General features: G+C 44.3%; 21 protein-coding genes. 16 read left to right on the forward strand and 5 right to left on the reverse strand.

All coding sequences use genetic code 11. The annotated features are described in order from the left end of the window. The first annotated feature begins 164 nt into the window (after positions 1-164). Positions 165-1,043, forward strand: coding sequence for an AraC family transcriptional regulator (locus NAF19_RS03360; RefSeq protein WP_252788347.1), 879 nt, complete (start codon positions 165-167; stop codon positions 1,041-1,043). A gap of 101 nt (positions 1,044-1,144) precedes the next feature. Here NAF19_RS03360 and NAF19_RS03365 read toward each other — a convergent pair whose 3' ends face one another. After that, complete coding sequence (locus NAF19_RS03365; RefSeq protein WP_252788349.1) at positions 1,145-2,047, reverse strand: hypothetical protein; 903 nt, start codon at positions 2,045-2,047, stop codon at positions 1,145-1,147. 243 nt (positions 2,048-2,290) lie between these two features. Between NAF19_RS03365 and NAF19_RS03370 the strand changes: the two genes are divergently transcribed. The 3 genes from NAF19_RS03370 (at position 2,291) to NAF19_RS03380 (ending at position 7,075) form a co-directional block, all read left to right on the forward strand. Next, positions 2,291-3,622 (forward strand): M16 family metallopeptidase, encoded by a 1,332-nt coding sequence (locus NAF19_RS03370; RefSeq protein ID WP_252788350.1) that lies wholly within the window; start codon positions 2,291-2,293, stop codon positions 3,620-3,622. Between the two features lie 21 nt (positions 3,623-3,643). Next, positions 3,644-5,731 carry a M16 family metallopeptidase gene (locus NAF19_RS03375; protein ID WP_252788351.1) on the forward strand — a complete coding sequence of 696 codons (2,088 nt, stop codon included), beginning with the start codon at positions 3,644-3,646 and terminating at the stop codon, positions 5,729-5,731. Between the two features lie 150 nt (positions 5,732-5,881). Further along, entirely contained in the window at positions 5,882-7,075 is a 1,194-nt protein-coding gene (locus NAF19_RS03380) for a threonine aldolase family protein (protein WP_252788352.1), read from the forward strand. A gap of 219 nt (positions 7,076-7,294) precedes the next feature. On the opposite strand, the gene budA is transcribed toward NAF19_RS03380, so the two are convergent. Beyond that, complete coding sequence (budA, locus tag NAF19_RS03385; RefSeq protein ID WP_252788353.1) at positions 7,295-8,098, reverse strand: acetolactate decarboxylase; 804 nt, start codon at positions 8,096-8,098, stop codon at positions 7,295-7,297. A gap of 86 nt (positions 8,099-8,184) precedes the next feature. Between budA and NAF19_RS03390 the strand changes: the two genes are divergently transcribed. From NAF19_RS03390 to NAF19_RS03400, 3 genes are all read left to right on the forward strand, one after another. Continuing rightward, the gene (locus tag NAF19_RS03390; protein ID WP_252788354.1) at positions 8,185-8,892 is read left to right on the forward strand and encodes a DsbA family oxidoreductase; all 708 of its coding nucleotides are present in this window, start codon (positions 8,185-8,187) and stop codon (positions 8,890-8,892) included. 79 nt (positions 8,893-8,971) lie between these two features. Then, positions 8,972-9,469 (forward strand): hypothetical protein, encoded by a 498-nt coding sequence (locus NAF19_RS03395; protein WP_252788358.1) that lies wholly within the window; start codon positions 8,972-8,974, stop codon positions 9,467-9,469. Between the two features lie 410 nt (positions 9,470-9,879). Then, positions 9,880-11,055 carry an MFS transporter gene (locus NAF19_RS03400; RefSeq protein ID WP_252788359.1) on the forward strand — a complete coding sequence of 392 codons (1,176 nt, stop codon included), beginning with the start codon at positions 9,880-9,882 and terminating at the stop codon, positions 11,053-11,055. A gap of 129 nt (positions 11,056-11,184) precedes the next feature. Here NAF19_RS03400 and NAF19_RS03405 read toward each other — a convergent pair whose 3' ends face one another. Then, positions 11,185-12,420, reverse strand: coding sequence for a cation:proton antiporter (locus NAF19_RS03405; protein WP_252788360.1), 1,236 nt, complete (start codon positions 12,418-12,420; stop codon positions 11,185-11,187). 153 nt (positions 12,421-12,573) lie between these two features. Between NAF19_RS03405 and NAF19_RS03410 the strand changes: the two genes are divergently transcribed. Together NAF19_RS03410 and NAF19_RS03415 are read left to right on the forward strand one after the other, a co-directional pair. Beyond that, positions 12,574-14,115, forward strand: a complete 1,542-nt coding sequence (locus NAF19_RS03410; RefSeq protein ID WP_252788362.1) for an acyl-CoA carboxylase subunit beta — start codon at positions 12,574-12,576, stop codon at positions 14,113-14,115. Positions 14,116-14,600: 485 nt separating this feature from the next. After that, a complete protein-coding gene (locus tag NAF19_RS03415) occupies positions 14,601-15,032 on the forward strand; it encodes a GNAT family N-acetyltransferase (protein WP_252788363.1) in 432 nt (143 codons plus the stop codon). Here NAF19_RS03415 and NAF19_RS03420 read toward each other — a convergent pair. Then, positions 15,004-15,909 (reverse strand): DUF6340 family protein, encoded by a 906-nt coding sequence (locus tag NAF19_RS03420; RefSeq protein WP_252788364.1) that lies wholly within the window; start codon positions 15,907-15,909, stop codon positions 15,004-15,006. The two genes, NAF19_RS03415 and NAF19_RS03420, sit on opposite strands and share 29 nt — an antisense overlap. 174 nt (positions 15,910-16,083) lie before the next feature. On the opposite strand from NAF19_RS03420, the gene NAF19_RS03425 reads away from it, so the two are divergent. The 7 genes from NAF19_RS03425 (at position 16,084) to NAF19_RS03455 (ending at position 24,290) form a co-directional block, all read left to right on the forward strand. Then, positions 16,084-16,395, forward strand: coding sequence for an ArsR/SmtB family transcription factor (locus NAF19_RS03425; protein ID WP_252788365.1), 312 nt, complete (start codon positions 16,084-16,086; stop codon positions 16,393-16,395). An 11-nt stretch (positions 16,396-16,406) separates the two neighbouring features. After that, positions 16,407-16,901: an SRPBCC domain-containing protein gene (locus tag NAF19_RS03430; protein WP_252788366.1), complete on the forward strand. Its 495-nt coding sequence runs from the start codon at positions 16,407-16,409 to the stop codon at positions 16,899-16,901. 428 nt (positions 16,902-17,329) lie between these two features. Continuing rightward, positions 17,330-17,914: a dihydrofolate reductase family protein gene (locus NAF19_RS03435; RefSeq protein WP_252788367.1), complete on the forward strand. Its 585-nt coding sequence runs from the start codon at positions 17,330-17,332 to the stop codon at positions 17,912-17,914. Positions 17,915-18,364: 450 nt separating this feature from the next. Further along, positions 18,365-19,399, forward strand: a complete 1,035-nt coding sequence (locus NAF19_RS03440; RefSeq protein WP_252788369.1) for an alpha/beta fold hydrolase — start codon at positions 18,365-18,367, stop codon at positions 19,397-19,399. Positions 19,400-19,533: 134 nt separating this feature from the next. Further along, the gene (locus NAF19_RS03445; RefSeq protein WP_252788370.1) at positions 19,534-21,819 is read left to right on the forward strand and encodes a S9 family peptidase; all 2,286 of its coding nucleotides are present in this window, start codon (positions 19,534-19,536) and stop codon (positions 21,817-21,819) included. A 307-nt stretch (positions 21,820-22,126) separates the two neighbouring features. After that, positions 22,127-22,771, forward strand: coding sequence for a hypothetical protein (locus NAF19_RS03450; protein ID WP_252788372.1), 645 nt, complete (start codon positions 22,127-22,129; stop codon positions 22,769-22,771). 415 nt (positions 22,772-23,186) lie between these two features. After that, positions 23,187-24,290 (forward strand): PAS domain-containing sensor histidine kinase, encoded by a 1,104-nt coding sequence (locus tag NAF19_RS03455; RefSeq protein ID WP_252788373.1) that lies wholly within the window; start codon positions 23,187-23,189, stop codon positions 24,288-24,290. A gap of 290 nt (positions 24,291-24,580) precedes the next feature. On the opposite strand, the gene NAF19_RS03460 is transcribed toward NAF19_RS03455, so the two are convergent. Continuing rightward, entirely contained in the window at positions 24,581-25,483 is a 903-nt protein-coding gene (locus NAF19_RS03460) for a DUF6340 family protein (protein WP_252788374.1), read from the reverse strand. Between the last annotated feature and the right edge of the window lie 259 nt (positions 25,484-25,742).

The following is a 25,742-nucleotide window of genomic DNA, read 5'->3' on the forward strand; positions in this document are numbered from 1 at the left end:
TCGAAATCTAATCGCTAAAAACGTTTATTGAAATACCGATTAACGAAAAACACACAAAATAAGTTGAGATTTTATGATAAACTAAAGAAAATCTGTTTTTGTTCTCACCCTAATCAACTTAATCAACCACTCACCTAATCAACTTAATCACTAAATTTAAAACCATGAAAGTGCTACCTTTTACCATCCCTGTTCCGCACGACCACTCCATCATCGTGCAGGAAGAAGTATTGCCGCATTTTTATACTTACCTGCACCGCCATGCCGAAATACAAATTACCTGGATAATCAGCGGCGAAGGCACCCTGCTGGCCGGTAACAACATGCACGTGTTCGGGGAGGGTGAAGTTTATATGATTGGTGCCAACCTGCCCCATTTGTTTAAAAGCGATCCGGCATACTTTCAACCTGATAGCGATAAAGAGGTTCGGACTGTTACTATATTTTTTAACCCGTCGGGTAACCTGTCTGCTTTATTTGGTTTGCCCGAGATGAAATCTGTCGAGGCGTTTATTACCCAAAATCCAAGCGGCTTTAAAGTACCTGATGCCATGTACCCCGATATGGTAAACCGTATACTGTCAATTCAACAAACCAGCGGTGCCGAGCAGTTGTATAGCTTTATAAGCCTCCTTAATGTTTTAAGCACAAAGCCTCGCCTGCAGCCGTTATCATCAGGCAGCTACGCATTTTCAATGACCGATCCCGAGGGTATGCGCATTGCATCGGTATACAATTACATTATGCAAAACTACAGCAGCGCCTTAACGCTTGAGGATGTGGCCATGCAGGCCCACCTTACCCCCACTGCGTTTTGCCGCTATTTTAAAAAGCATACCCGCCACACGCTGGTAAATTTTATAAACAAAGTAAGGGTGAACGAGGCCTGTAAGATGCTGGCAAACGGTTCCGCCAAAAGCATTGCCACCATTGCTTACACTTGTGGCTTTAACAGCATTACCAATTTTAACTACGTGTTTAAAAGCATTACTGGTGTATCGCCAAGGGATTATGTGAATAGTTACGCAAGTGCGGTAGAGTGATTCCAGGTAGAGACGCAATATTTTGCGTCTAGAAACAATGCACGGAAAAATATAGTTATTACCTGTCTGCAGGAGACGCAAAATATTGCGTCTCTACATTATCAAGGTGTTTTATAATAATAAATAGGCGAATAAACCCCTTCGCTGGTGGTATAATATCCTTTCCCGTCAGCTGTAAAGCCTATTGCTTCACCCTGTTTTTCGGGCACGTAAAATGGTATCACGGGTTTGCCTTGCATGGTTTTCCAAACAGGCTCATTGCCATTGCGTTTCCAGTAATAAACCTTTTCGTAACTTTTCAATACTACCTGCGAACCATTTTTTGAAATGTCGCCGGCGGTTATCCACTTAAATAATTTCAGCCCTGCAAAAAAAAGCTTACAGCGTTTGGTTAGGGTAATGGTATCGTTGTCCTTATATTTTAACGGGGCTGTGTAAACGGTTACCGAGTCCTGCCGTTTGGAAACGATGTACATCAGTTTTTCAACGGGATCAATCATCAGCGTTTCTGCATCCTTTGGCCCGTCAGGGTATTTTAAATTAACGCGCACCGGCTCATCCGCGGTAATTTCATTTTGCAGCCAATCAGCCTTTTCAGCAAACCGATAAATTGTTAAGTAAGGACGCTTTGCAAGATTGTCGCCGATATCGCCTAAATAAACATAGCTCTTGCCCTTTGCGGGACCCGGGCCAACGGCAATGTCTTCGCAATCATAAACGCCCTGTTTGGCTTTTAAATCTCCTTTAAAATAAATGGTCGATTTTAGTTTCCCGTCAGGCGTTATCGCAAAAAAACGACTGGTATCGCCACTATCGTTGTGCACATAATAAATATCGCTACTGATGCCCGAAGCAGCAATGCCCGAAATCTCGTTCATTTGTTTGCTTTCGAGCTTGCCTGCTATATCCGTTTCGCGGTTAAGCTGCCTGTGCCGGCCATAAGCGCCCACAAAAAGGACGATTACCAGCGGCACAATTATTCTTATTTTGGCGGAGCGGCTCATTTAAAACTCGATATTGAAACTATAAAACATATAATAACGCAAATAAACACATTTAGTGTGAAGGGTTGATTAAGAAATGCTGAATACTATATTTTTAGTTAAAAAGTTCGGAAGTATAAAAGATGATTGGTAGATTTACAATCTAAAAACCTTAAAACATGGACTGCAAAGCAACAAATCAATTAGTATCCGTCCCAATATTTAAAAGAAATTAATACATTAGCCATAAATCAATAACTAAATATGCAATTAAATAAAAACGTTTTTTGCGCCCTCGCAGTAGCCTTTTTAGGCTTACAAGCTAAAGCGCAAAAGGTAGAATTTACAGAATACGATCTTCCTAATGGACTGCACGTAGTTCTGCACCAGGATAGCAAAGCGCCGGTAGCTGTAGTGAGTGTTATGTACCACGTAGGGTCGAAAAATGAGGCTGCAGGGCGTACCGGTTTTGCACACTTTTTCGAGCACCTGCTTTTTGAGGGTAGCGATAACATCAAACGCGGCCAGTTTTTTAAAATAGTATCGGCCAACGGCGGGCAAAATAATGCCAATACCACGCAGGACCGTACCTTTTATTATGAGGTGTTCCCCTCAAACCAATTGGAAACAGGTATGTGGCTGGAGAGCGAGCGCATGCTGCACCCGGTAATTAACGAAATTGGTGTAAAAACCCAAAACGAAGTAGTAAAAGAAGAAAAACGCCAGAGCCTGGATAACCGCCCTTATGGCAATTTGATTACTTACATAAGCGAAGGACTGTTCCCCACACACCCTTACCATAACGGTGTAATAGGTTCGATGAAAGATTTGGACGCGGCCAAACTGGACGAATTTAAAGACTTTTTTAAGAAATATTATGTACCTAACAACGCCGTATTAACCATTGCGGGCGATATTGATATTGCTAAAACCAAACAATTGGTGCAGTCATATTTTGCCGACATACCTAAAGGGGCCGATGTGGTTTACAAAAAAGTTGACGAGGCTCCAATCACCAAACAAATTGTTGATACCGCTTACGATGCCAACATCCAATTGCCATTTATGATAGAGGCCTACCGTGTGCCCGGGCGTGACAGCCATGATTCGAAAGTGATGCAGATGATATCTACCCTGCTTTCGGGCGGTGCAAGCTCGCGCATGTACAAAAAGATGGTTGACGAAAAGAAAAATGCATTACAGGTGGTTGCCTTTAACTATGCCCTTGAAGACTACGGCATGTACATTGTGGGCGCGCTGCCAAACGGTGGCGCCGATCCTGCATCTTTATTGCCCGATATGGACGAGGAGATTAAAAAGTTGCAGGCTGATTTAATAAGCCCCGAGGAATACCAGAAATTACAGAACCAGTTTGAAAACAACTTTGTAAGCGCTAACACCCGCATGCTGGGCCTTGCTGAAAACCTGAGCAACGGTTACACTTTTTACCATAAAGATACCGGCCACGTTAATAAGGAACTTACCGAAATACGCACAATAACAAGGGAAGAAATAAGGGACGCCGCAAGGAAATACCTTAACCCTAACCAGCGCCTTATTTTGTATTATTTGCCCGGAAAAGGAAAAGCTCAATAATTAATTTTTAGCACTAAAAAGATGATGAAAAAATATATACTGATAGCTGCCGGGGCATTATTGATGCAATATGCACAGGCGCAAACTATTGACCGTACCAAACAACCCAAACCGGGTCCAGCGCCTGTTTTAACCATAAAAGACCCGGTTAAATACATACTGCCAAACGGCATTACGCTTTTGGTTGTTGAAAATCACAGCCTGCCAAAAGTAAACGCCAACTATTTAATTGACATTGGCCTTGTAACGGAGGGCACCAAAGCCGGCTTAGCAGACCTTATGGGCCAAATGCTGAATGAAGGCACCAAAACGATGCCAAAGGCTGTATTTGACGAGGCTGGTGAGAAACTCGGTGCTAACATAAGCCTTAGTTCCAGCGGTGGGTATGCCTCGGCGCTTACTCGTTATTTTAAAGAAGCTTTTACGTTGATGGGGACTGCTTTGAAGGAACCTGCATTTACCCAGGAGTCATTCGATAAATTGAAAAGCCAAACCATTACCGGATTAAAATCATCTGCCAAAAGTGCACCCGCAATTGCAAGCCGCGTAAACTCAGCATTGGCTTACGGCAAAAACCATCCTTATGGTGAATTTGAAACCGAAGAAGGTATACAGGCGCTTACTTTGCAGGATGTTAAAGATGCATACAGTAAATATATAACACCATCAAGGGGGTATCTAACCATTATTGGCGATATAACACCAGCCGATGCCAAGGCTTTGGCTACCGTAGTATTAGGTAACTGGAAAGGCGCAACGCTTGCTTTACCAAAACTCCCCGAAGTTCCTAACCCTGGTAAAACCGAAATTGATGTGGTTGACGTGCCTACCGCCGTTCAATCCGAAATCAATATAATTAACCTGGTCGACCTGAAGAAAAACAACCCGGATTATTTCCCTGCTATATTGGCCAGCTATATTTTAGGTGGCGGCGCCGAAAGCAGGTTGTTTATGAACCTGCGCGAAAAACATGCCTTTACCTATGGTTCATACGCGCAATTAGGCACGGGCCGTTTTCAGCAAACTTTTGATGCATCGGCTTCGGTAAGGAATGCCAAGGTTGACAGCGCAGTTACCGAAATGCTGAACGAGATTAAAAAAATCCGCACAGAAAAGGTGTCTGACGAAGAACTGACTAACGCCAAAGCGCTTTACAACGGTTCTTTCGCCTTAGGCCTGGAGGATCCTGCACGTACTGCAACTTTCGCCAGCAATATTTTGATAAACAATTTGCCGGCCGATTTTTACAAAACCTACCTGCAAAAAGTGAATGCTGTAACTGCAGATGATATTTTGCGCGTTGCACAAAAGTATTTTAACTACGATAACACCCGTGTAGTGGTTGTAGGTGGTGCCGCACAGATGCTTGAAGGCTTAAAGAAAAGCGGCTACCCGGTTAAACTGTACGATAAATTTGCCAATCCTGTAGTTGAAGGCGCAGCGGCAGCTTCGACAGCTGATGTTAAGCCGGCTGATGTGATTAAAGGGTACATCGACGCCCTCGGCGGTGAGGCTGAGCTAAAAAAACTAACATCATATACGGTTACCATGGATATGAGCATGCAGGGTATGAAGCTTGCAGTAACGCAGAAAAAAATGGCGCCTAATAAAGAGATGATGAATATCACCATGGGTGGCAATACCGTAATGAAAGAAGTATTCGACGGAGCTGCCGGGTACCAGCAACAAGGTCCCAACAAGAAGGATCTTGGCGCTGACGAAGTGGCTCAGAAAAAAGTGTTTACTTCATTAACCGAACAACTTGATTACTTAACCAACCCTGCATTTAAGCTGGCGGTTAAGGGTATCCAAAAAATTAACGGCTCAGATGCTTACCAGCTTAGTGTTACTGACCCAACGGGCAAAACATCGACCGAATATTATGATGTAAAAAGCAAACTGCTGGTAAAAAACGAAAGTACCACTGTAACCAATGGCACCAGCGTAAACGCCACAGTTGATTTTGCCGATTACCGTAAAGTGGGCAACCTGATGTTCCCTTACAAACAAACGATAACCCAATCGGCCGGCGGACAGGACCAAACATTTGAAATGACTATTACCGATGTAAAAATAAACACCGGTGTAACCGCTGACGATTTTAAATAAAAATTCACCAAAATATCAATCTTGAAGGAGTTGCCAAAAAGCAGCTCCTTTTTTGTAACATTATAACGGGTTGAAACGACTATACTTGGGTGAACCCAATGAAATATTTAATATTGAATACTATTCCCTGCACAGTTAAACATTATCGGTATGAAAGAGCTTAAAAGAAGAAACTTCCTGAAACTATCGGGCCTGGCTATGGTGCCCGCTTTGTTACCTGCCTTTGCGGTGAATGCAAAACCGCCGGAGGCTTCAATAAAAAACGACGCGCCTCCAAGCCCCCTAATTTCATTTACCGACGATGGCATCCATTATCCACCTGACGAATATGTAGCCAAACTGCAGGAAATAAGCAAAAAAGACCCGATAAAAGCCGATGTATACGGCGGTGGTGGCACACTGGCGGCGCTTCAGAAAAAATTTGCCGAGATAACAGGAAAAGAAGCCGCTGTTTATATGCCCACAGGCACTATGGCCAATCAACTGGCCATATCGGTGCTTAGCGGCGAAAACACAAAGATATTTGTGCAGGACACCAGCCATATTTATCGCGACGAGGCAGATGCCGCACAATCCGTCCATAATAAAAGGTTAATGCCCTTAGCGCCTAATGAGCCCTATTTTACGTTGGATGACCTTAAGGCGGGCATCAACTATACCAACGACGGCGAGGTTTTTAAAAGCGGGATCGGGGCCGTAGCAATAGAGAACCCGGTAAGGCGTTGCGATGGCAGGCAGGTACCGCTTGAGGAGATAAAAAAGATATCGGAGTTTTGCCGCAGCAAGGGTTATAAACTTCATCTGGATGGCGCGCGGCTTTACCTCGCGTCGGCTTTTGGCGGGGCGTCCATTGCCGAGTACGCTGCCAATTTCGATACCGTTTACATTTCCCTTTACAAATACCTGGGAGCTGATGGCGGAGCTATCCTTTGCGGTGAAAAAGCGGTGATCGACAAAATGGAGCATTTGATAAAAATCTATGGCGGCACCATCTTCAGTAACTGGAGCAAAGCGGCAATGGCCCTGTATCATCTTGACGGATTGGAAGACCGGCTAAAGAAAACCGCAACACAAGCCACCGACCTTTTTGAAAAGCTGAATAAAGTACCGGGGTTAAGCGTTACAGCACTAAAGTGCGGCAGTAACATATTCGACTTTAAGTTAACAGCCGGCACCGACGTTAAAAAATTCAAGAAGGCGCTTTATGAAAACCATAAGGTAGTTATTCGCGGTGCAGGACCGGATGGCGTCATCAAGCTGCAGGTAAACGAAACGTTGCTAAGGACGGATAACCAGTTTTTGGTTAAAGCTTTTAGTGATTCGCTGTCGGTGGCGAAAGCGTGATGAGAGGAGCAGCCTCTGTTTTCGTCATTTCGAGGACAATAGTTTTCTTATACGTAATCTGCTTAGCGGCTGCATTCTTACGCTCAATAATCACTAGCAAATTTGTCATTGCGAGGTACGAAGCAATCTCGTCGCCATGCGTCTTCAATATCTATGGCGACGAGGTTGCCGCGCTCGTTCCTCGCTCGCAATGACAAAGTTTTTCACACCTTCATCGCGTTATTGTTTCTTCCCGTTCTCAACACTTTTAATTTCTTCTTTCCGGTCTTTCTTAAAGTCGAAGTTTTTAAAATCGGCTGTTGGCGGCAATTCCATGGTATAGCTGTTCAGCATGTCGACTTCAATGGTAACATCGTCGCCTATTACATCGATGATATGCCCGCCCGAGGTTTTATCGTCAGACAAGAAATGAAAATGATACCCGGTAATGTGGGCACCATCCATGTAAATTGGTAACTTGTACCCTATCATATCCCCTTTTATCGTACGAAATTCAAAAAAATGCTGCTTGTTAAGCATTGCGGCAAGCGGCACGTATGGCTTTTGCTGCACCGGTTCAAAAGCACGGGTTTTAACATATTTAAACTTACCGGTAACATGTATGGCATAAATGCCATTTTGATTGACCAGCACGCTATCCATAAATTTAAAAAGTGCGGCTTTATTTAGTTCCCCGGCTGGTTTAAAAACCTTGGTTGCATAAAAAAAGCATACCACGGCATAAGGCGTTGCGCCGGTGTCATCAATCGGAACTGTTTTACCGGTGTACTCGGTTTTAAAAAGCTTACCGTTCAACATCATTAACTCGCCATCAAGCTTAGCAGGTGCGCCAAGGCCAAAATTGCCATGCTGATGCAGCTTTTTATATGGATACCAGGCATCATATAATCCGCTAATAAACGCAGAGGCATAGCCTGCGCTATACAGATTGCCGCCGGCAACAGGTGCCTTTCGCTGGGCGACAGATTTAAAACCCGGCGTTATTAAAATTACAACAAAAAAATATTTAAGTAATGATTTCATAAAGAATTTGCGATGCAGTAAATTTTACTTTGCCCTTACGGGGATGTTAAGGTAGTAAATTAACTTTGTATTAAAAGGTGAACGTTATGAAAGTTGAAATTTGGAGCGATGTAATGTGCCCGTTTTGCTACATCGGCAAGCGCAGGTTTGAAGATGCTTTACAGCAGTTTGAACACAAAGATACTATAGAAATTGAATGGAAAAGTTTTCAGCTCAATCCCCATTTGGAGACCGACCCAACCATCAATATAAACCAATACCTGGCGGATAAAAAAGGCTGGACGATTGACCACGCACAGCAAATGAACGACCATGTCACCAAAATGGCAGCTGATGCAGGCTTAACCTACAACCTGGATAAAGCTGTAGTTGCGAATAGTTTTAAGGCGCACCGGTTTAGCCACCTGGCAAAAAGCCACGGCCTTGGCGTTGCCGCCGAGGAAGTTTTATTTAAAGCCTATTTTACCGACAGCAAAAACATTGATGATAATAACACACTTATTGAGTTAGGCAATCAAATTGGCCTTGATGCTGCCGAAGTAAAGCAAGTGCTGGAAAGCAACGCCTACGCCGCAGATGTAAAGCACGACATTGAAATAGCGCAGGACCTTGGCATACAGGGCGTACCGTTTTTTGTGCTGAATAATAAATACGCGGTATCCGGCGCACAGGCTGTGCCTGTATTTGAACAAACGCTTCAGAAAGCCTATACCGATTGGCAAAAAGAAAATCCCAAGCCAAAATTTGAAACTGTTGAAGGCGAATCATGCACCCCGGACGGCGATTGTAACTAATTAATTATAATGTAACCCGGTGGCTTGTAATTACGTATCATATTAACCGACGCTTAATTTGCAACGTATACAAGTCCGTATGAAAAAACTTTACTACAAAATCTTTATTGCCCTGTTTTTTATTGGCAGCCTTGCCGGCTGTAAACTGGATCCGCCTATTTACCCTGCCGGAACAGCTCCTGGCACCGGCTTGCCAGCTTCTGGCTACATCAAAATTAAAATAGGCGACATCAACTACACCTTCAGCAATAGCGCATCGTTTACTTCTTACCCAGCTGGTTCATCCGAGGCGCAGGCTGCAGGCGCTACTGACGGGCAGACTAGCTTAGGCGCCGTTGGGAATACACAAACCGATGTGATAGCGCTGGTATTCAGAAATGCAACCACCGGCACATTCGATCTGCCTGATGTAATAGCCGGTAATTTTGTGCTTGCGCCGTCTCCTTCTGCACAGATCAATGTCACCATATTTACCGCCAAAAAAATAGAAGGCACATTTACAGCAGATATGGCCGACGCTAACGACAATACAAAAATTTACAGGAATTGCCCGGGCTCGTTTTCAATCAGCAAATAAACCGGGTATCAAGACGATGTTAGAAAAGTTTACAAGGCATTGCTTTGGTTCATTCAACTTAAAGAAGTAATTTGACAGCAAACTTATTAAAGCTTAAACTTGCCACTATGCCTCTTTTAAAGTCCTTCTTTTTGTCAGCCATTTTCAGCACTGCCATTTTCATTGTAATAATGAAATACATTTTTAACGAAACCGGCAACCAATATGTGTGGATTGGAATTGCAGCCGGTTGTGCCGCGGGCTTTTCATTTATTATGTTAACCAGGCGTAAGATTAAACAAAATGCTTGAGGCCCGTTGTTTAATCTTACAGTAAAAAATTGAAACTATCCTTCAAATTCTGCTATAAATCAGTTACATTTGCGTTAAGAATACTAAGTGTAAAAAATACACTTAGTTGTTTCGTTTTTAATGGCAGATACTACTATAATCCAGGCAACAAATACCCGTAAAACGCTTCGAATTGCTGTTGGCGTTTTATTTTTTATGGCCGGGTTATGCTTTTCCAGCTGGGCATCGCGTATAGCAACGGTTCAGCAAAACCTGGGCTTAACAGATGCGGCTTTGGGTGCGGTTTTATTCTCGTTGCCGGTTGGTTTAATGTTATCACTTCCTTTCTCTGGCTGGGCCATCACAAAAGTGGGCAGTAAAAAAGTGTTGCTTGGTGCTATCCTCGTTTACGGTATTTGTTTGATATCGCTGGGATTGGCACAAACTACCCTCCAGCTAATTGTCGGCCTGGTTTGCTTTGGCTTTTCGAGTAATGCGGTAAATATTTCTGTTAACACGCAGGCCGTTGTTGCCGAACGCATGTACGAGCGGCCTATTATGGCCTCGTTCCACGGTTTGTGGAGCCTGGCAGGTTTCGCCGGGGCTGGTATCGGCACAATAATGATAGCAAACCACATTAATCCTTTTCACCATTTTATAATTGTGCTTGCAATACTTGCTTTGGGTGTAACCATAGCATCGCGCTATTTATATGATGATGTTGGTGCCCCGAAAATAGATTCTGCAGTTAAAATTAAACTGCTGGAGCGGTTACGTTTAATGCTCCCCCTGTTAACGTTAGGCAGCATTGCTTTCTGTTCCATGATATGCGAAGGCGCCATGTTCGACTGGAGTGTTATTTACTTTAAAAAAGTGGTGGATGCACCTATTGCTCTACAGGGAGCCGGTTTTACTGCCTTTATGCTCACCATGGCAGGCGGCAGGTTCGTCGCCGATTTGTTTGCCGCCAGGTTCGGGTTAAAGCGTACGCTGCAGGTTAGCGGCTCATTAACGGTTACCGGCTTACTTACGGCTGTTATATTTCCGCATCTTTATACAGCTATGGCCGGTTTTATGCTGGTAGGTGTCGGCGTGTCATCCGTAGTGCCTATGGTTTACAGCGCAGCCGGAAAATCAAAAACCATGTCGGCAGGGGTTGCGCTGGCAGCAGTTTCAACCATCGGCTTTATTGGCTTTTTGATTGGTCCGCCAGTTATAGGCTTTATTGCCGGGCTTGCCACACTGCGGGCGTCATTTGTTTTTATAGCCATAATGGGCATGAGCGTAGTAGTGTTGTCTACACGAGCTAAGCTGTGATTTCTATTTTTTTGATTTCACCGATTGGGGGATGATTTCACCGATTCCCGTGGCGACTTAACATAATGTCTCTTTAGACTTTAGACTTTAGACTTTAGACTTTAGACTTTAGACTTCAGACTTCAGACTTCAGACTTCAGACCTCTTCGCCAGTTTCCCAATCGTCAATCCCTGCACTACGATAGAGAACACCACAATTACGTAGGTTATCAAAACAAATTCATCGCGGTGCATGGCTTCGGGTATTGAAAGCGCCATAGCTACTGACAGGCCGCCGCGCAGGCCGCCCCAGGTAAGCATCAGGATGGCATTTTTTTCAAATTTTATCCAGATCTTTAAAAATAAAACCGGCACAGCAACACATAACAGGCGGGCAAATAGAACTACCCCAACCATTATACCGCCGATTATCATTATGGTGGGGTTAACTTTTATCACCAGCATTTCCAAACCGATCAGCAGGAAAAGTATGGCGTTAAATATTTCATCGGTAAGGTCCCAGAATTTGCCAAGGTAATCACGCGATATTTCAGAAAGCCCTTCGCCTTTGCCCTTAGTGCCCATTATGATACCTGCTATGATAATTGCCAGCGGCCCCGACAGATGAAGATAATCGGCCAGCGAATACCCGCACATTACAACGGTAAGGGTTATCAAAACCTCTACACGATAATTATCAATTGATTTGATGAGCAGGTACGCCAGGTAGCCCAGTATCGCCCCAAATAATAAACCGCCTCCTGCCTCTTTTAAAAAAAGCAGTGCGGTATTACCTATCGAAAATTTGGTAGTTCCGCTTACAGCGACTTCAAAAATGGTTAAAAAAACAACTACCCCCACCCCATCATTAAAAAGTGATTCGCCGGTTATTTTTACTTCCAGCGTTTTTGGTATGCCCGCCTGTTTTAATATGCCCATAACGGCTATGGGGTCTGTTGGTGAAATTAATGCACCGAACAACAGGCAATAGATGTAAGGTATCTGCAGGCCAAAGGCAGCAAACAGGTAATAAGCCATTACGCTTACCAAAAAAGTAGATATAAAAGTGCCGATGGTAGCCATCAGCATAACCGGCCAGAATTCTTTTTTCAGTTCGCTGGCATCAACATGCAGGGCGCCGGCAAATAGTAAAAATGCCAGCATTATTTTCATCAGCACCTGCTCAAAATTGATATTTGATACCAACAGCAGCGCTTTCGACGAAAACCCCGGGATTAAACTGCCGAAAATGGCTATAAGGATCGACGACAGCAGCGCTATCACCATAATGCCTATGGTAGGCGGCCATTTTATCCACCGGTCGTTCCCATAGGCAAAAATTGCCGTCAGCAGTATAAGGATAGATATGATATGGTAAGTAGTCATCGCCCGACGAATTTAACCTTTTTCGGCCATTCGTTTACTTGCTGGTTAGCGTATTCCTATTAATTTTGGCATCAATTATTATTTACGTAGACTAATTTCTATCTTTCGGACTTCCGGTCTTTTTCGGAATCCGGACTTATTTAAACCGATGTTGTGGATAACAGGATAAAATTATTGAACAAAAAGCGCGAAGAGGCCCTTTTAGGCGGTGGCCAGGCGCGTATTGAAAGTCAGCATAAAAAAGGCAAGCTTACTGCACGCGAGCGTTTACATTTTTTATTGGATGAGGGCTCATTCCAGGAAATCGGCATGCTGGTATCGCACCGCTCAACCGATTTTGGGATGGAGAAAGAAAAATACCCCGGCGATGGCGTGGTAACCGGTTACGGCACGGTAAACGGCAGGCTGGTTTACGTTTTCTCGCAGGATTTTACCGTTTTTGGTGGTTCGCTGTCGGAAACCCATGCCGAGAAAATCTGCAAAATAATGGACCTTGCCATGAAGAACGGGGCACCCGTTGTGGGCCTTAATGATTCCGGCGGTGCGCGTATACAGGAAGGTGTGGTATCGTTAGGCGGTTATGCCGATATATTTTACAAAAACACCATGGCATCGGGCGTTGTGCCTCAAATATCGGCCATTTTGGGCCCCTGTGCCGGCGGTGCGGTTTACTCGCCTGCCATTACCGATTTTATATTGATGGTTGAAAACACCAGCTACATGTTTGTTACCGGTCCCAACGTGGTAAAAACTGTTACGCATGAAGTGGTGACATCCGAAGAACTGGGCGGTGCAACTACCCACGCCACCAAATCGGGGGTAACGCATTTTGCCTGTGCCAACGAGATCGAGGCCATCCAGAACATTAAGAAGTTATTGAGCTATATGCCGCAAAACTGTGAGGATGTTGCACCGAATATCCCCTACGAAATAAAGAACGAATTGCGGGAGGAACTGAATACCATAATGCCCGAAAACGCTTCACAACCTTATGACGTAAGGGAAGTCATTGACCATGTGATTGATGAGGGTTCGTTTTTAGAAGTGCATAAAGACTTTGCCGAAAACATAGTTGTTGGCTTTGCCCGTTTGGCTGGCCGCAGTATTGGTATTGTCGCCAATCAGCCCGCGTTTTTAGCCGGGGTGCTTGATATTCATTCATCAACAAAGGGTGCCCGCTTTGTGCGTTTTTGCGATAGCTTTAACATCCCGCTGCTGGTGTTTGAAGATGTACCGGGCTTTTTACCGGGCACCGACCAGGAGTGGAACGCCATTATCACCAACGGTGCCAAGCTGCTTTACTCGTTTTGCGAGGCAACTGTGCCGCGTATTACGGTTATTACCCGCAAGGCCTACGGCGGCGCGTACGACGTGATGAACTCCAAACACATAGGCGCCGATATGAACTACGCCTGGCCAACTGCCGAAATTGCTGTAATGGGCGCGAAAGGCGCGGCAGAGATCATCTTTAAAAGGGAAATAACTTCGGCGGCAGACCCGGAAGCCAAATGGCGTGAAAAAGAACAACAGTATGCCGAGATATTTGCTAACCCCTACCGCGCTGCCGAACGCGGCTTTATCGACGAAGTAATTGAGCCGGCCGAAACCCGCCTCAAGCTTATCCATGCCTTTAAAATGCTGGAAAATAAAGTTGTAAATAACCCAAGGAAAAAGCATGGAAACATTCCGTTGTAACGAAAAATGACCAATCGAAAAATATATCTTTTGTGTTTTATAAGTTTCATAGGGGGTTGTTTATTGGCATCCTACTTTGATTTTTATTTCAGGCAGATTGTTATCAGGCTTTATTTATGGAGTACAAATGGCAAAATCCGTTTTGTTGGTAAAAACTTCCTTTTCTTTTCCGGAGCGGGTCTATTAGTTTCTTTTGGAGTTTATTGTGCTGTTTTAGTTTATAAAATTTGTAAAGTTGGAATCAGGAAGGTGCTTGTTAAGATAATAGTAAGCATTTTTACCTTCTTTTTTTCACTGGTGTGTGCATGCGATTATTTAGGGACCGTTGCTGTAATAGGATGCACCGCCTGTAAAGGTATCCGGACGTTACGATATGCGGAAATTCCTTATGACACGATATTTATAACCAGCCTCGCAATATCGTTAGTAGTATTCGTCATCATGAATTGGCGTAAAAAAAGCAATCAAACCATACCACATCGTTAATGATCAGTATTGAGCAAATCCGCCCCGAGCATACCTGGCAATTACGCCGGGATATTTTGTACCCCGGTATGATGAAGCACGAGATGGAAATGGAGGAAGATGCTGATGGTATCCATTTCGGGCTTTTTACAGAAAATAAACTGGCGGGGGTGGTTTCGCTGTTTCAGAACGGCACTTCATTCCAGTTCCGTAAGCTGGCAGTCGATGCATCGTTTCAACACAAAGGCCTCGGCACATTATTGGTAAATTACATAACCCAATATGCCGAAGAAAACAGCGGCACGCTAACCTGGTGTAACGCACGGGTTGATGCGGTTGCATTTTATCTTAAGCTGGGTTTTGCCCAAACCGGCAGGTTCTTTACAAAAAAAGGGATCGACTACGAAGTAATGGAAAAGCCAATTACTCCTGTTTCAAATCATACAAAATAGCAGTCGCGTACTCGTTAAAAAATAAATCAGACGACTGCTGTGCCGCGTTAATGGCTGCACCTATATCGCCCTCCGCCTCATATACCACCGACAGATTATAAGCGGCTTTGCTTGCACGCTCCTTAACTTTATCCTGTAAAAAAGGCTGCAGCAGGCTATCGGCTTTTTCAAAGTTACGTGCTACTATTTCCTTCACGGCGGGCATCAAAAAGTCATCGTTATAAAGTGGCCTGTTATGGGTTATAGTGTAAGGAAGATACTCGCGAAGGGCATTTTGCGCTGCATGCTCGGCGGAGCTGTTTACTGTCGCCTGGTTACGGCCCACGGCAGGCTCCAGGGCTATTACTGCCAGCAGGTTGTTGGATAGCTTGTCGGCCATTGGGTCGCTGGCTATGCCATCGAGTTTTTTGGAATAAATTCCGTTGTGCTCGTATAACAGGAAATTAACCGCCACATTGGAACTGTAAAAACTCGCAGAGCCATCGAATTCGTTCATCTCAATACCGGCGTTGAAATTCGTTAGCGCCAGTACATAATCGGCATTATAATTCCTTGCAATCAGCTTTATCGAATCAGTATTCACCTTAAAATCTGTGGAGTCGGCAAGGTTAATTGTCTTTACATGCTGTAATTGTCCCAATTGTTTGGCAGCCGATTTGATGGCTGTAAAAGCTCCCGCTTTAAAAACGGCGAGCTTTTTTTTGTTGCCTATTTTTAGTGCATCCGCATCAAACCGGTTGATTACTACTATGGTTGTAGTGTCTTTGCGAAAATAGGAATGCGGCGTATATTCAACCGGAACAGAAACGTATAGCGGAGCCCCGCACGATGCAAATAGAAAAACGAAAAGGATAAGTATCGGTGATAAAAGCTTCATGATATCCGTTTGACAGCAAACCCGGTTGAGGGTTTAAGGCATTGTAAGTAAATGGATTAATTTTTTGCAACTCCCCACTTCATCATCAGCTAAAACTCACATTCTTCAAAATATTTTCAAAAAAATTTGCGCAACCATATAATTGCAGATACATTTGCAATCAAATAATTGCAAATGGACATCAGACGAGATATTTACCAGGCCATAGCCGACCCGACCCGCAGGGCCATACTCACCCTGCTCACCGTAGGCGCCATGACGCCCAATGCCATTGCCGGGCATTTTGGCAGTAGCAGGCAAGCGGTATCAAAACACATACAGATACTGGCCGAATGCGGCGCGGTTGACCAGGATCAGCGCGGCCGCGAGATTTATTACCAGCTAAATATTAATAAAATGAAAGAGATAGACCATTGGATGGAATCCTTCCGCAAATTATGGGAGACCCGTTTTAACCAGTTAGATGACGTATTAAAAGACCTATAAACCAAACAATTATGACAAATAATTTTGTATTTGAACCAGATCTTGCCGCTAAAAAGATCTACATAACACGCGAATTTAACGCGCCGGTTGAAAAAGTATGGCGGGCCTGGACGGAGCCTGCCTTGATTGAAAAATGGATCGCGCCAAAGCCATGGACGGCCGAAACCAAAACATGGGATTTTACCGTTGGCGGCGTATGGCTTTACGCCATGGTGGGCACTGACGGGCAGCGGTTCTGGGTTTATGCCGTATTTACCGCGATAGAAAATGGCAGCGCTATTTCAACGACAGGTATGTTTTGCGACGGGGATGGCAACCCGGTTGCTGGCGGGCCAAAATCATACCGCGATACTAAATTTCTATCTATTGACGGTAACAGGTCAAAAGTGGCTTCGGTGATAACCTTTGAAGAAGAATCTACCATAAAAATGTTCATGGATGGGGGCTTCAAACAGGGTACCGGCGCGAGCTTTAATAACCTGGATGAATTGCTGGCTGCGGAATAAATACGGTTTCCGCAGGGTCTCAGGCAAGTTTACATTAACTCATAAAAAATATGCGGATTTTGCAGCATATGGTTAGGTGAATTAAAGAGGCGTAGCCTCGGCCAGCTATTGTAGCCACGGGTTTTAACCCGTGAAATAAAGACGAAATGGATTCAGAACCGTAGGTTCGACCAATATTGTTGAATATTTACACGTCAATATGGCTCGTGCCGACGGCACTCTTTGTTTTTTATCAATCTATCACGGGTTGAAACCCGTGGCTACAATATGTTCCGGGCCGATGGCACTTTAAATATTTGAAGAGTTTTTGTGGGTTAACTTAAACCGGCAAGGGACCCTGCGCAGCAATATGCCCTGGGACAACGCAGGGTCCTCTGCGAGAGACCCAGCTGAGACAGAAAATACAATCAATTAAAAAATAAATCACAATGCGAAAATTAAAATTACAAATGCAAACCACCCTCGACGGCTTCGTGGCCGGTCCGAACGGTGAGAACGACTGGGTGTTTATACCCGGCAAACAGGACCCGGAGGCTTTACAACAGGTTATCACGTTCGGCGTGGAGCTGGCCGCCGGCTGCGATACCATTCTGCTGGGCCGAAAACTTGGCGCCGCCGGATTTGTGGGTTACTGGGAAGGTGTGGCCAAGCAGCCTGAAAACCCCTGGCAGCCTTTTGGACAGCTTATGGCCGACCACCGCAAAATAGCATTTAGCCACACCGAAACAAGCGTGCCCGACCCCAACATAGAAGTAGAAAACGGCGACCTGGAAACAACGGTAAAGGCCCTTAAAAATCAACCAGGCAAGGACATCATCGTTTACGGCGGCGTCGATTTTGTCAGCTCGCTGGTTAGCCTCAACCTTATCGATGAATATCATCTTATCGTTAACCCAATTGCCATCGGTGCAGGCTTGTCCATTTTTAAAGAGCGAAAGGTGCTGGAATTACAAAGTTCAGTCGCTTTTAAAAGCGGGAAAATAGTTAATAAATATATTCCAGTTGGCAGTTAGGAGTTGGCAGTTTGCAGCCTGTCCGGCTATCTGTTGGTCGTCTCGGTAGGGTCTCCGATACGACCTTGCTGGGAAGGAAGATTAAAAAAGCGCAGGTATGTGCGATTCCCTCCCAAGGGAGGGCGGAGGGAGGGGTTTCTACACCATGCTTTCGCGTTGATTGTCAGCGGCATCGTAGTTCGAGAAACCCCACCCTGCACCGCCCCAAGGCGGGAACCGACTTTAGGAGCTCATGAATGCCTTAAAAAACAAAAAACTCTATTCATAATCGCACGGGCCACGGCTTTTAAAGTTTTTCGTCCCCGCAGGGTCTCATGAAAGGGCCCCTGCGCCGCCTGCCAGGTATGCGATAGAAAATTTATCCCCCTCCAAAAAAATCTGCAAACCACAACGCAGGATCCTCTTTGAAAGACCCTGCTAAAACAAATCATAAACAAAAACTATATCCATATGAAACAGCCTATACTTTTCTTAGCGCTCATTTTGTTACTGGCCGCAAGACAAATTGCACACTCACAAACTACAACCGGCAGCAGGCAACAGTATGCAGCTCTTGGTGATTTTACTTTGGAAAACGGTCAGCATATTGTTGATTGTAAAATTGGGTACCGCACATTTGGGAAACTAAATGCCACCCGGTCTAACGCATTAATATATCCAACATCCGGTGGTAGTACAACGGCTATGATGGAACTTTTTGGTGCAGGTACCGAGGTGGATACCACCAGGTTTTACCTCATATTGATAGATGCTTTAGGTAATGGCGTTTCATCGTCGCCAAGTAACAGTGTTAGTCAGCCAAAAACGTCGTTTCCGCAATTTACTATAAGCGACATGGTAAACACCCAATATAAAATGCTTACCGGTAAAATGAACATTCATCATTTAGCTGCTGTGGTGGGCGGTTCAATGGGTGCATGCCAGGCCTTACAATGGGCGGTAAGTTATCCCGATTTTATGGACAAAGTAGTCGCAATTGAAGGCACACCCAAACTTTCAACCTACGACTTATTGTGGATGAACACTTATAAAGAGGCGGTAAAAAGCGACATTGCTTATCATGCCGGCAATTATACCGTAAATCCCGATTCGCGGTTGGCGACGCACATGATGCAACTAATACTTGCTACACCTGCATATTTGAACAATGCCGTGCCTGCGGATAGTTTGTCCGCGTACCTTGCATCGCTCGAAAAAAATCCATTTAAAGTTGATGCCAATAATTTTCTGTGGCAGACAGATGCGGTGATGAAGCAGGATATTACTGCTAAAGCCGGGGGATCACTGGAAAATGCCGCTAAACTAATTAAAGCAAAGCTGCTGATCATTGCCAATAAACAGGACCATATTATTAACCAAACCAATACCATAAAATTCGCCGGGATGACAAACGCCCAATTAATTGTTATGGACAGCGATTTAGGGCATTTGATTTTTAATGAGAAAGCTGTAATTGAGGCGACGGGGAAGTTTTTGGGTGAATGAGTTTTGGCTGGGGAAACTACAGGCTAAAGGTTTCAAAAGATTAAGCTAAAATATAGCTAAGATTTGGTAATTTATAGGGCAAAATGAGTGACAAATCTCACATCTTCGTTGTACCTTATTAAATATCAAATCGAATGCCTTTTTTATCAAAGTGGTTACTGCCGGGTGCGCTGAGCATAGTTTGTTTACAACAGGTTTATGCTCAGCAAAAACTTGCGCCATATTATCCCTCTAAACAGGAGGTTGTGGAATCGTACATAAAGCAGGCGAGGCTCGATTCGCTGCTTAAAACAATCCCGCTCAACGCCCGCATACAGGCTAACTGGCAACAGGATAATTCCTTTTGGTACGTGAAACATTTACCAGCCGACGGCCAGGAATATTATTTCGTTAATGCGGCTAAAGGCAGCAAGGAGAAAGCGTTTGATCAGCAGCGTTTGGCGGAAGGGATAAAGGCTGTGACAGGCAAAAATGTATCACCGCTGAAATTGAATATATCGAAAATATTTTTCGGTGCAGATGCCAAGACTATCACTTTAAAAAAGGAAGCCGACTGGATACAATGTAATTTAAATACCTACCATTGTGTAAAGGCCACCGATACCTCATTTTACCGCTATGACAGTTCAAAGCCATTGCAATCACGTACTTACCGGTGGGAAGCTGCGCGAAGGGATTCTATCTCGCCAGATAAAAAGTGGCGCGCTTACAGCAAAGGGGGCAATCTTTTTATAAAGGAACTTGAAGCTGGCAAAGAGGTGCAGTTAACCCGCGACGGAAGTTTGGATAAGCCTTATGGCGATTTCTCCTGGTCTCCGGATGGCAGGCATATTACCGGGTATTTGAGCGATCCGGTCGAATCGAAAAAAGTTTACTATGTGTTGAGTTCGGTTGCGGGCACCAGTCGGGGGCAGCTAAAGTCGCATGAGTATGACCAGCCGGGGGACCCGTTTACTACTTATACGCCCTTTATATTTAACATCGACGATAAGAGCAAAATCAAAGTAGATGCGGACAAAATCGATTTTTTTGGCGCCCCCCAGGCGCATTGGCGAAAAGGCAGCGACAGGTTTTATACGTATGAAAGGGTTGACAGGGGGCACCAGCGCTTTCGCGTAATTGAAGTTGATGTTACCAACGGCAAAACCCGGAATGTTATTGATGAAAAAACAAATACGTTTATTTATGAACAGCGTTTGTACACCCGTTATTTACCTGATACCCATGAAATAGTCTGGATAACGGAGCAGGACGGCTGGCGGCATATTTATTTGGTAAATGATATAACCGGCGACCAAAAGCTGGTTACAAAAGGCAACTGGGTTGTGCGCGATATCGATAGTGTTGACACCCAGAAAAGGCAGATATGGTTTACCGCCAGCGGTGTGAATCCAGGTGAGGACCCGTATTTCATCCACTATTATCGCATAGGATTTGACGGCAAAAACATGATCGACCTGACACCTGCAAAGGGCAACCATATTGTCGTATTTTCGCCGGACAGGACTTATTATCTCGATACGTATTCGCAAGTGAATGTTCCGCCTGTAACCATACTGTGTAAAACTACTAGCGCTGAAAAAATCCTGGACGTAGAAAAAACTGATACACAGGCATTGTTAACTACCGGGATTAAATTACCCGAGGTATTTGTAGCTAAGGCAAGGGATGGCAAAACTGACATTTGGGGTGTTGTTTACCGCCCCGCTAATTTTGACAGCACGAAAAGCTACCCCATAATTGAAAATATATACGCCGGCCCCCAGGATTCGTTTGTGCCCAAAAACTTTAGTCCGGCTAACGAAATGCAAAGCATTGCCCAGCTTGGTTTTATTGTGGTACAGGTTGACTGTATGGGAACAGCAAACCGGTCCAAAGCTTTTCACGACGTGTGCTGGAAAAATATAGTAGACGGCGGATTCCCCGACCGTATCTTATGGATAAAAGCACTGGCTAAAAAATATCCGCAGGCCGATACAACACGGGTGGGTATCTATGGGACATCTGCCGGCGGCCAGAATTCGGCGCAGGCCGTATTGTTCCATGCCGATTTCTATAAGGCCGCAGTTTCGTCCTGCGGCTGCCATGATAACCGTATAGATAAGCAATGGTGGAATGAACAGTGGATGGGCTACCCGGTAGGACCGCATTATGATGAACAATCAAACATCACCAATGCGGGTAAATTGGGCGGAGCCCTCTTGCTTATCGTCGGCGAGGCAGATGAAAACGTGCCACCTGAGTCTACTTTTCGTTTTGCAGACGCGCTGGAAAAGAGTAATAAAAACTTCGACCTGGTTGTTATCCCGGGTTCAAACCATACGGATGGCGGACCTTATGGCCGCAGGAAGAAAAGGGATTTTTTTGTTAAGCAGTTGCTCAACGTGGATGCACCGGGGAGAGAGATTGGGGAGCATTAGAAACGGGTTTAAACATCAGAATATCTAAATTTATGCTGTGTTGCGTAAAAATTGTTTATCCTTTTGCTGGGCCGGCAATTAGTTGATTAGCTTCCCTGTTAGTAGCCGCAAGCATTCCGGCTTGTGGCCTGCATGCTAAGTAATCATTAGATAGGTTAACTAAGTGATATTTTTCCCAATCAATAGCACAAGCACAGTTATTACCTTTCAGCCCCCCAACAGATCTGGACGTCGAACAAGACTCTCCCCTGAACTGAAAATGCCCAACGTTTTTATTATCATTGTATAACCAAACCATTTTGCAGCAATGGATACGACTAAGCTTAAAATAATTCTCTACCGCATCTGTATGGGCGTAGTTATTATTTGGTTGCTGGCCGCAGCGATATGGGAGTATGGAATTGATAATAAGTTCGAGGCGATATTTCTTTCATTATTCGCTTTGTTCTTTACCTGGCAGGCGATAAAAAAATGGCGCAGACCCGATTGGGGCCGGCTAGCTTTCCTGGTAGTTTGGATAGGATGGCTTTCCTTTTTTAATCTGCGCAGAGATTACAACAAACATCAAAACAAATTGCTGCTCGACAAATATGGGCTCGTGTTAAACGCGAAGCGTGCTAAATTAGGCATACCGGTTATCCCGGTTAACTGGCAGCCACAATACTTGGGCGATTGGGGTGCTGAATGGCGTAAAAAAGATAGCACAATTGGTCATCGAAGTAAACTTGTATTTCTCGACTCGTTGCACCGACTTAAATTCGAAGACGATGGCTATAGCCTTAAGCATGCCGGCAGTGTTGACCGGGACGTCAACATCACAACATATTTTTCTAAATCCGGAAGCGTCGATTCAACCAGTTATAGGTACGAAGCGGGAATGAACAATAAAACGATCTCGCGTACTCAAGCAGACAGCATTTTTATGGTGGAAAAGATTCAGAAAGACTATTAGTTTTCCCCGAATCTGGCCGAGAATGGCGGGAAGCAGCGGCAATAGGGCTAAAACGGAAAAATTATCAAAAAAAATTATCCTGGCTAAAAATGGAACACCTGATAATCAGCATGTTTCATAGCGTTCGGGGTGTTCCGCGTGTAAAAATGGAACGCTTAGCCGGAGCTAAAACGAAAAAATTATCAAAAAATTCGTACTATTGATAAGTGCAAACATCTGTTAATAAGCGTGTTTCATAGCGTATAATATCCAACAAGTTAGAAATAACCTGTTCCTTCTTAACTTCTTTACTTCCCCTGCTAATTAAAATAATTCGTTTTCATTATGAACCTGACCGGTGAACTGTTCGGCCAGTCTAAAGTGATGGCCAGATCAAATTTGTTGAACAATTAAAGCAAAGGAAAATAATGTATTTTTGCAGCTAAACGAATTTGTGCAGTTAAAGATGAGTGTAAGTCCTGAGAACCAATCCTTCAGAGCGGTAGATATCGCGAGGCTCGCGCTTGATTCAGCCAATGTAGGTGTGTGGATATTGGATGCCAGATCGCGGGAGTTTCTGCCATCAGACCGTACTAAAGCCTTGTTTGGTTTCTTGCCGGAAGAGAAGATGTCGCTGGAGGATGCCTTGGTAAAAGTGGCAGACAGGCATCGCAAAACTGTTATATCAGCCGTGGAGCAGGCCATAAAAACCCATAGCAATATATACATCGAATGCCCGGTTATACTTCCACCTGAAAAAAAGCAACGCTGGTTGAGCATTACCGGGGGATTTAGCGCCACCGATGTCAGCAACGACTATTTTTCGGGTATTGTGTTGGATATTACCGAACAAAAGCAAAATGATTTAAGGCGGAGCAAATTTATCGGCATGGTGAGTCATGAACTAAAAACGCCGCTGACCGCTTTGAAGGCCTATATTCAAATGCTCAACAATTGGGCTAAAAAACAAAAAGACAATTTTACAATAGGCGCGTTGTCTAAAGTTGAAAAGCAGGTTAAAAAAATGCTGCAGATGATCAACAGCCTGCTTAACCTTTCGGGCGCGGAGGCTGGCAAGATCAATTTAACAAAGCGGGAGTTTGATATGGGCGACCTGATCACTGAGGTTATTGAAGAAACGATGTTCATTACCTCCTCCCACAACATTACAGTGCTTCCGGGTGCCAGCGTAAGCGTAAACGCCGACCGTGATAAGATAGAGCAGGTGATAGTCAACCTGTTGAGCAATGCGGCTAAGTATTCTGGTAAGGATGACCCTATCGAGGTCTCCTGTACAAAGCATGAGCACACGCTTACAGTAAGCATTCACGACCATGGCATGGGCATCTCTGCGAATGATATTGAAAAACTCTTCCTGCCGCATTATCGCGCGGAAAGCAAAGAGATGGAAAAAATAACCGGGTTTGGAATTGGCCTTTACCTGTGTTCGGAGATCATTAAGCGACATGGGGGCAAGATCTGGGTGGAAAGCGAACCCGGCCTTGGAAGCACCTTCAAATTTACACTGCCGATAAATTAATTAATATTATCCCCTTCGGACAGCAATTCTGACCCGGCTAAGATCTTAAAGAGTTTATTCTGCTTTTTAAAAAGAGCCCGCATTTAAAATATCGAAGTCGCCGCAAATGTTTTTGTGATTGTTGCAAGTACCGAAGCACCACAGGCACGACACGCGTGAACCGGCTAAAACGAACAAATTATCTAAAAATCCGTCCTGCTGAAAAATGGAACACCTGATAATCAGCGTGTTTCACAGCGTTCGGGGTGTTCCGCGTGCAAAAATGGAACGCTTAGCCCGCAATACCATGCTTACTCCTCTTTCAAATCGGCCAGCATAGCCGTGGCATAGCTATTCTTATTTTTACTGTTCGATTCTTCTGCCATATCGGTAGCATCTTCCAGGTTATTCTCCGATTCATATATGATGGCAAGGGTATAGGCAGCTTTTGAGGCAATTTTTACATCAGGGTCTACCAAATAGGGTTGCAGCAGGCTATCGGCCTTGTCAAAGTTGCCGGCAATTATTTCCTGGTTTATCGGCCTCAAAAATTTATCGTCGAACAATGGCCGGGTATGGGTGATGTAAAACGGAAAGAAATCCTGCAGGGCGTTTTCTGCTGCGTGTTGTGCTGCGGCCTTCACTTCGCTCTTATGCCCTTTTATGGTCGGCTGAAAAATCAGGGAAGCTATTATACCAGCGTTTACGGTCTGCTCCAACGGGTCTTCGGCTTTTCCGCTTAACTTGCGGTAAAAAATGCCGTTGTCCTCGTACAGCATAAAATCAGCGGTCGAATTGGTGTTATATGTTGTTTCATTACTACCTATCTCAAACAGGGTAATTTTTGCAGAAAAGTTTTTCAATGCTAAAACGTAATTAGCGTGGTATTTTGCTGCTATTTGTTTTATCGAGTCGGTGTTTGGGGCCAACGCAACTGAATCAACAATATTTATAATCTTAGTATGCGGCAGCGCGCCAAGTTGAAAGGCAGCGTGACTAATGGCTGCGTAAACCGCCTCTTTAAGTACGCCTACGGTCTTTTTATTCCCGCTTAATTGCGCGGGGTTAAACTGGTTTATTACCACTACCGTATTGGTATCGGGTTTCAGGAAATATTTTGCTGCATAATTCACCGACACATCAACGCTTTGCGCAGTGGCACAGGTGGTTACAAACGCAAAAATAGCGACAAAAACGGGCTTCAATAGTTTCATTGCTCTATAAACGCCTAAATGTAAACTTTTAACATGAAACTGTTGTGAAAAAAGTAAGCCCGGTCTTGCACCAGGCTTACTTAACTAACTAAACTGACCTTATTATTAAAAAATTTACTCGCCGCAAAGGAACAGTTGTTATGTAAAGTCGGTGTTAAGAATGAGATAAATATTAGCACAATTAATATTAACCGGCATCGGTTCTATAAATGAATCAATCAGCTAAATTACAACTACTCACTTATTCAACTTAATCAAC

It is taken from the genome of Mucilaginibacter flavidus (genome assembly GCF_024055575.1).
GTDB classification, from domain to species: domain Bacteria; phylum Bacteroidota; class Bacteroidia; order Sphingobacteriales; family Sphingobacteriaceae; genus Mucilaginibacter; species Mucilaginibacter flavidus.

Excerpts from the sequence above, each read along its gene's own strand:
- NAF19_RS03360 (WP_252788347.1), top strand. The coding sequence starts at position 165 with ATGAAAGTGCTACCTTTTACCATCCCTGTTCCGCACGACCACTCCATC.
- NAF19_RS03365 (WP_252788349.1), bottom strand. The coding sequence starts at position 2,047 with ATGAGCCGCTCCGCCAAAATAAGAATAATTGTGCCGCTGGTAATCGTC.
- NAF19_RS03370 (WP_252788350.1), top strand. The coding sequence starts at position 2,291 with ATGCAATTAAATAAAAACGTTTTTTGCGCCCTCGCAGTAGCCTTTTTA.
- NAF19_RS03375 (WP_252788351.1), top strand. The coding sequence starts at position 3,644 with ATGATGAAAAAATATATACTGATAGCTGCCGGGGCATTATTGATGCAA.
- NAF19_RS03380 (WP_252788352.1), top strand. The coding sequence starts at position 5,882 with ATGAAAGAGCTTAAAAGAAGAAACTTCCTGAAACTATCGGGCCTGGCT.
- budA (WP_252788353.1), bottom strand. The coding sequence starts at position 8,098 with ATGAAATCATTACTTAAATATTTTTTTGTTGTAATTTTAATAACGCCG.
- NAF19_RS03390 (WP_252788354.1), top strand. The coding sequence starts at position 8,185 with ATGAAAGTTGAAATTTGGAGCGATGTAATGTGCCCGTTTTGCTACATC.
- NAF19_RS03395 (WP_252788358.1), top strand. The coding sequence starts at position 8,972 with ATGAAAAAACTTTACTACAAAATCTTTATTGCCCTGTTTTTTATTGGC.
- NAF19_RS03400 (WP_252788359.1), top strand. The coding sequence starts at position 9,880 with ATGGCAGATACTACTATAATCCAGGCAACAAATACCCGTAAAACGCTT.
- NAF19_RS03405 (WP_252788360.1), bottom strand. The coding sequence starts at position 12,420 with ATGACTACTTACCATATCATATCTATCCTTATACTGCTGACGGCAATT.
- NAF19_RS03415 (WP_252788363.1), top strand. The coding sequence starts at position 14,601 with ATGATCAGTATTGAGCAAATCCGCCCCGAGCATACCTGGCAATTACGC.
- NAF19_RS03420 (WP_252788364.1), bottom strand. The coding sequence starts at position 15,909 with ATGAAGCTTTTATCACCGATACTTATCCTTTTCGTTTTTCTATTTGCA.
- NAF19_RS03425 (WP_252788365.1), top strand. The coding sequence starts at position 16,084 with ATGGACATCAGACGAGATATTTACCAGGCCATAGCCGACCCGACCCGC.
- NAF19_RS03430 (WP_252788366.1), top strand. The coding sequence starts at position 16,407 with ATGACAAATAATTTTGTATTTGAACCAGATCTTGCCGCTAAAAAGATC.
- NAF19_RS03435 (WP_252788367.1), top strand. The coding sequence starts at position 17,330 with ATGCGAAAATTAAAATTACAAATGCAAACCACCCTCGACGGCTTCGTG.
- NAF19_RS03440 (WP_252788369.1), top strand. The coding sequence starts at position 18,365 with ATGAAACAGCCTATACTTTTCTTAGCGCTCATTTTGTTACTGGCCGCA.
- NAF19_RS03445 (WP_252788370.1), top strand. The coding sequence starts at position 19,534 with ATGCCTTTTTTATCAAAGTGGTTACTGCCGGGTGCGCTGAGCATAGTT.
- NAF19_RS03450 (WP_252788372.1), top strand. The coding sequence starts at position 22,127 with ATGGATACGACTAAGCTTAAAATAATTCTCTACCGCATCTGTATGGGC.
- NAF19_RS03460 (WP_252788374.1), bottom strand. The coding sequence starts at position 25,483 with ATGAAACTATTGAAGCCCGTTTTTGTCGCTATTTTTGCGTTTGTAACC.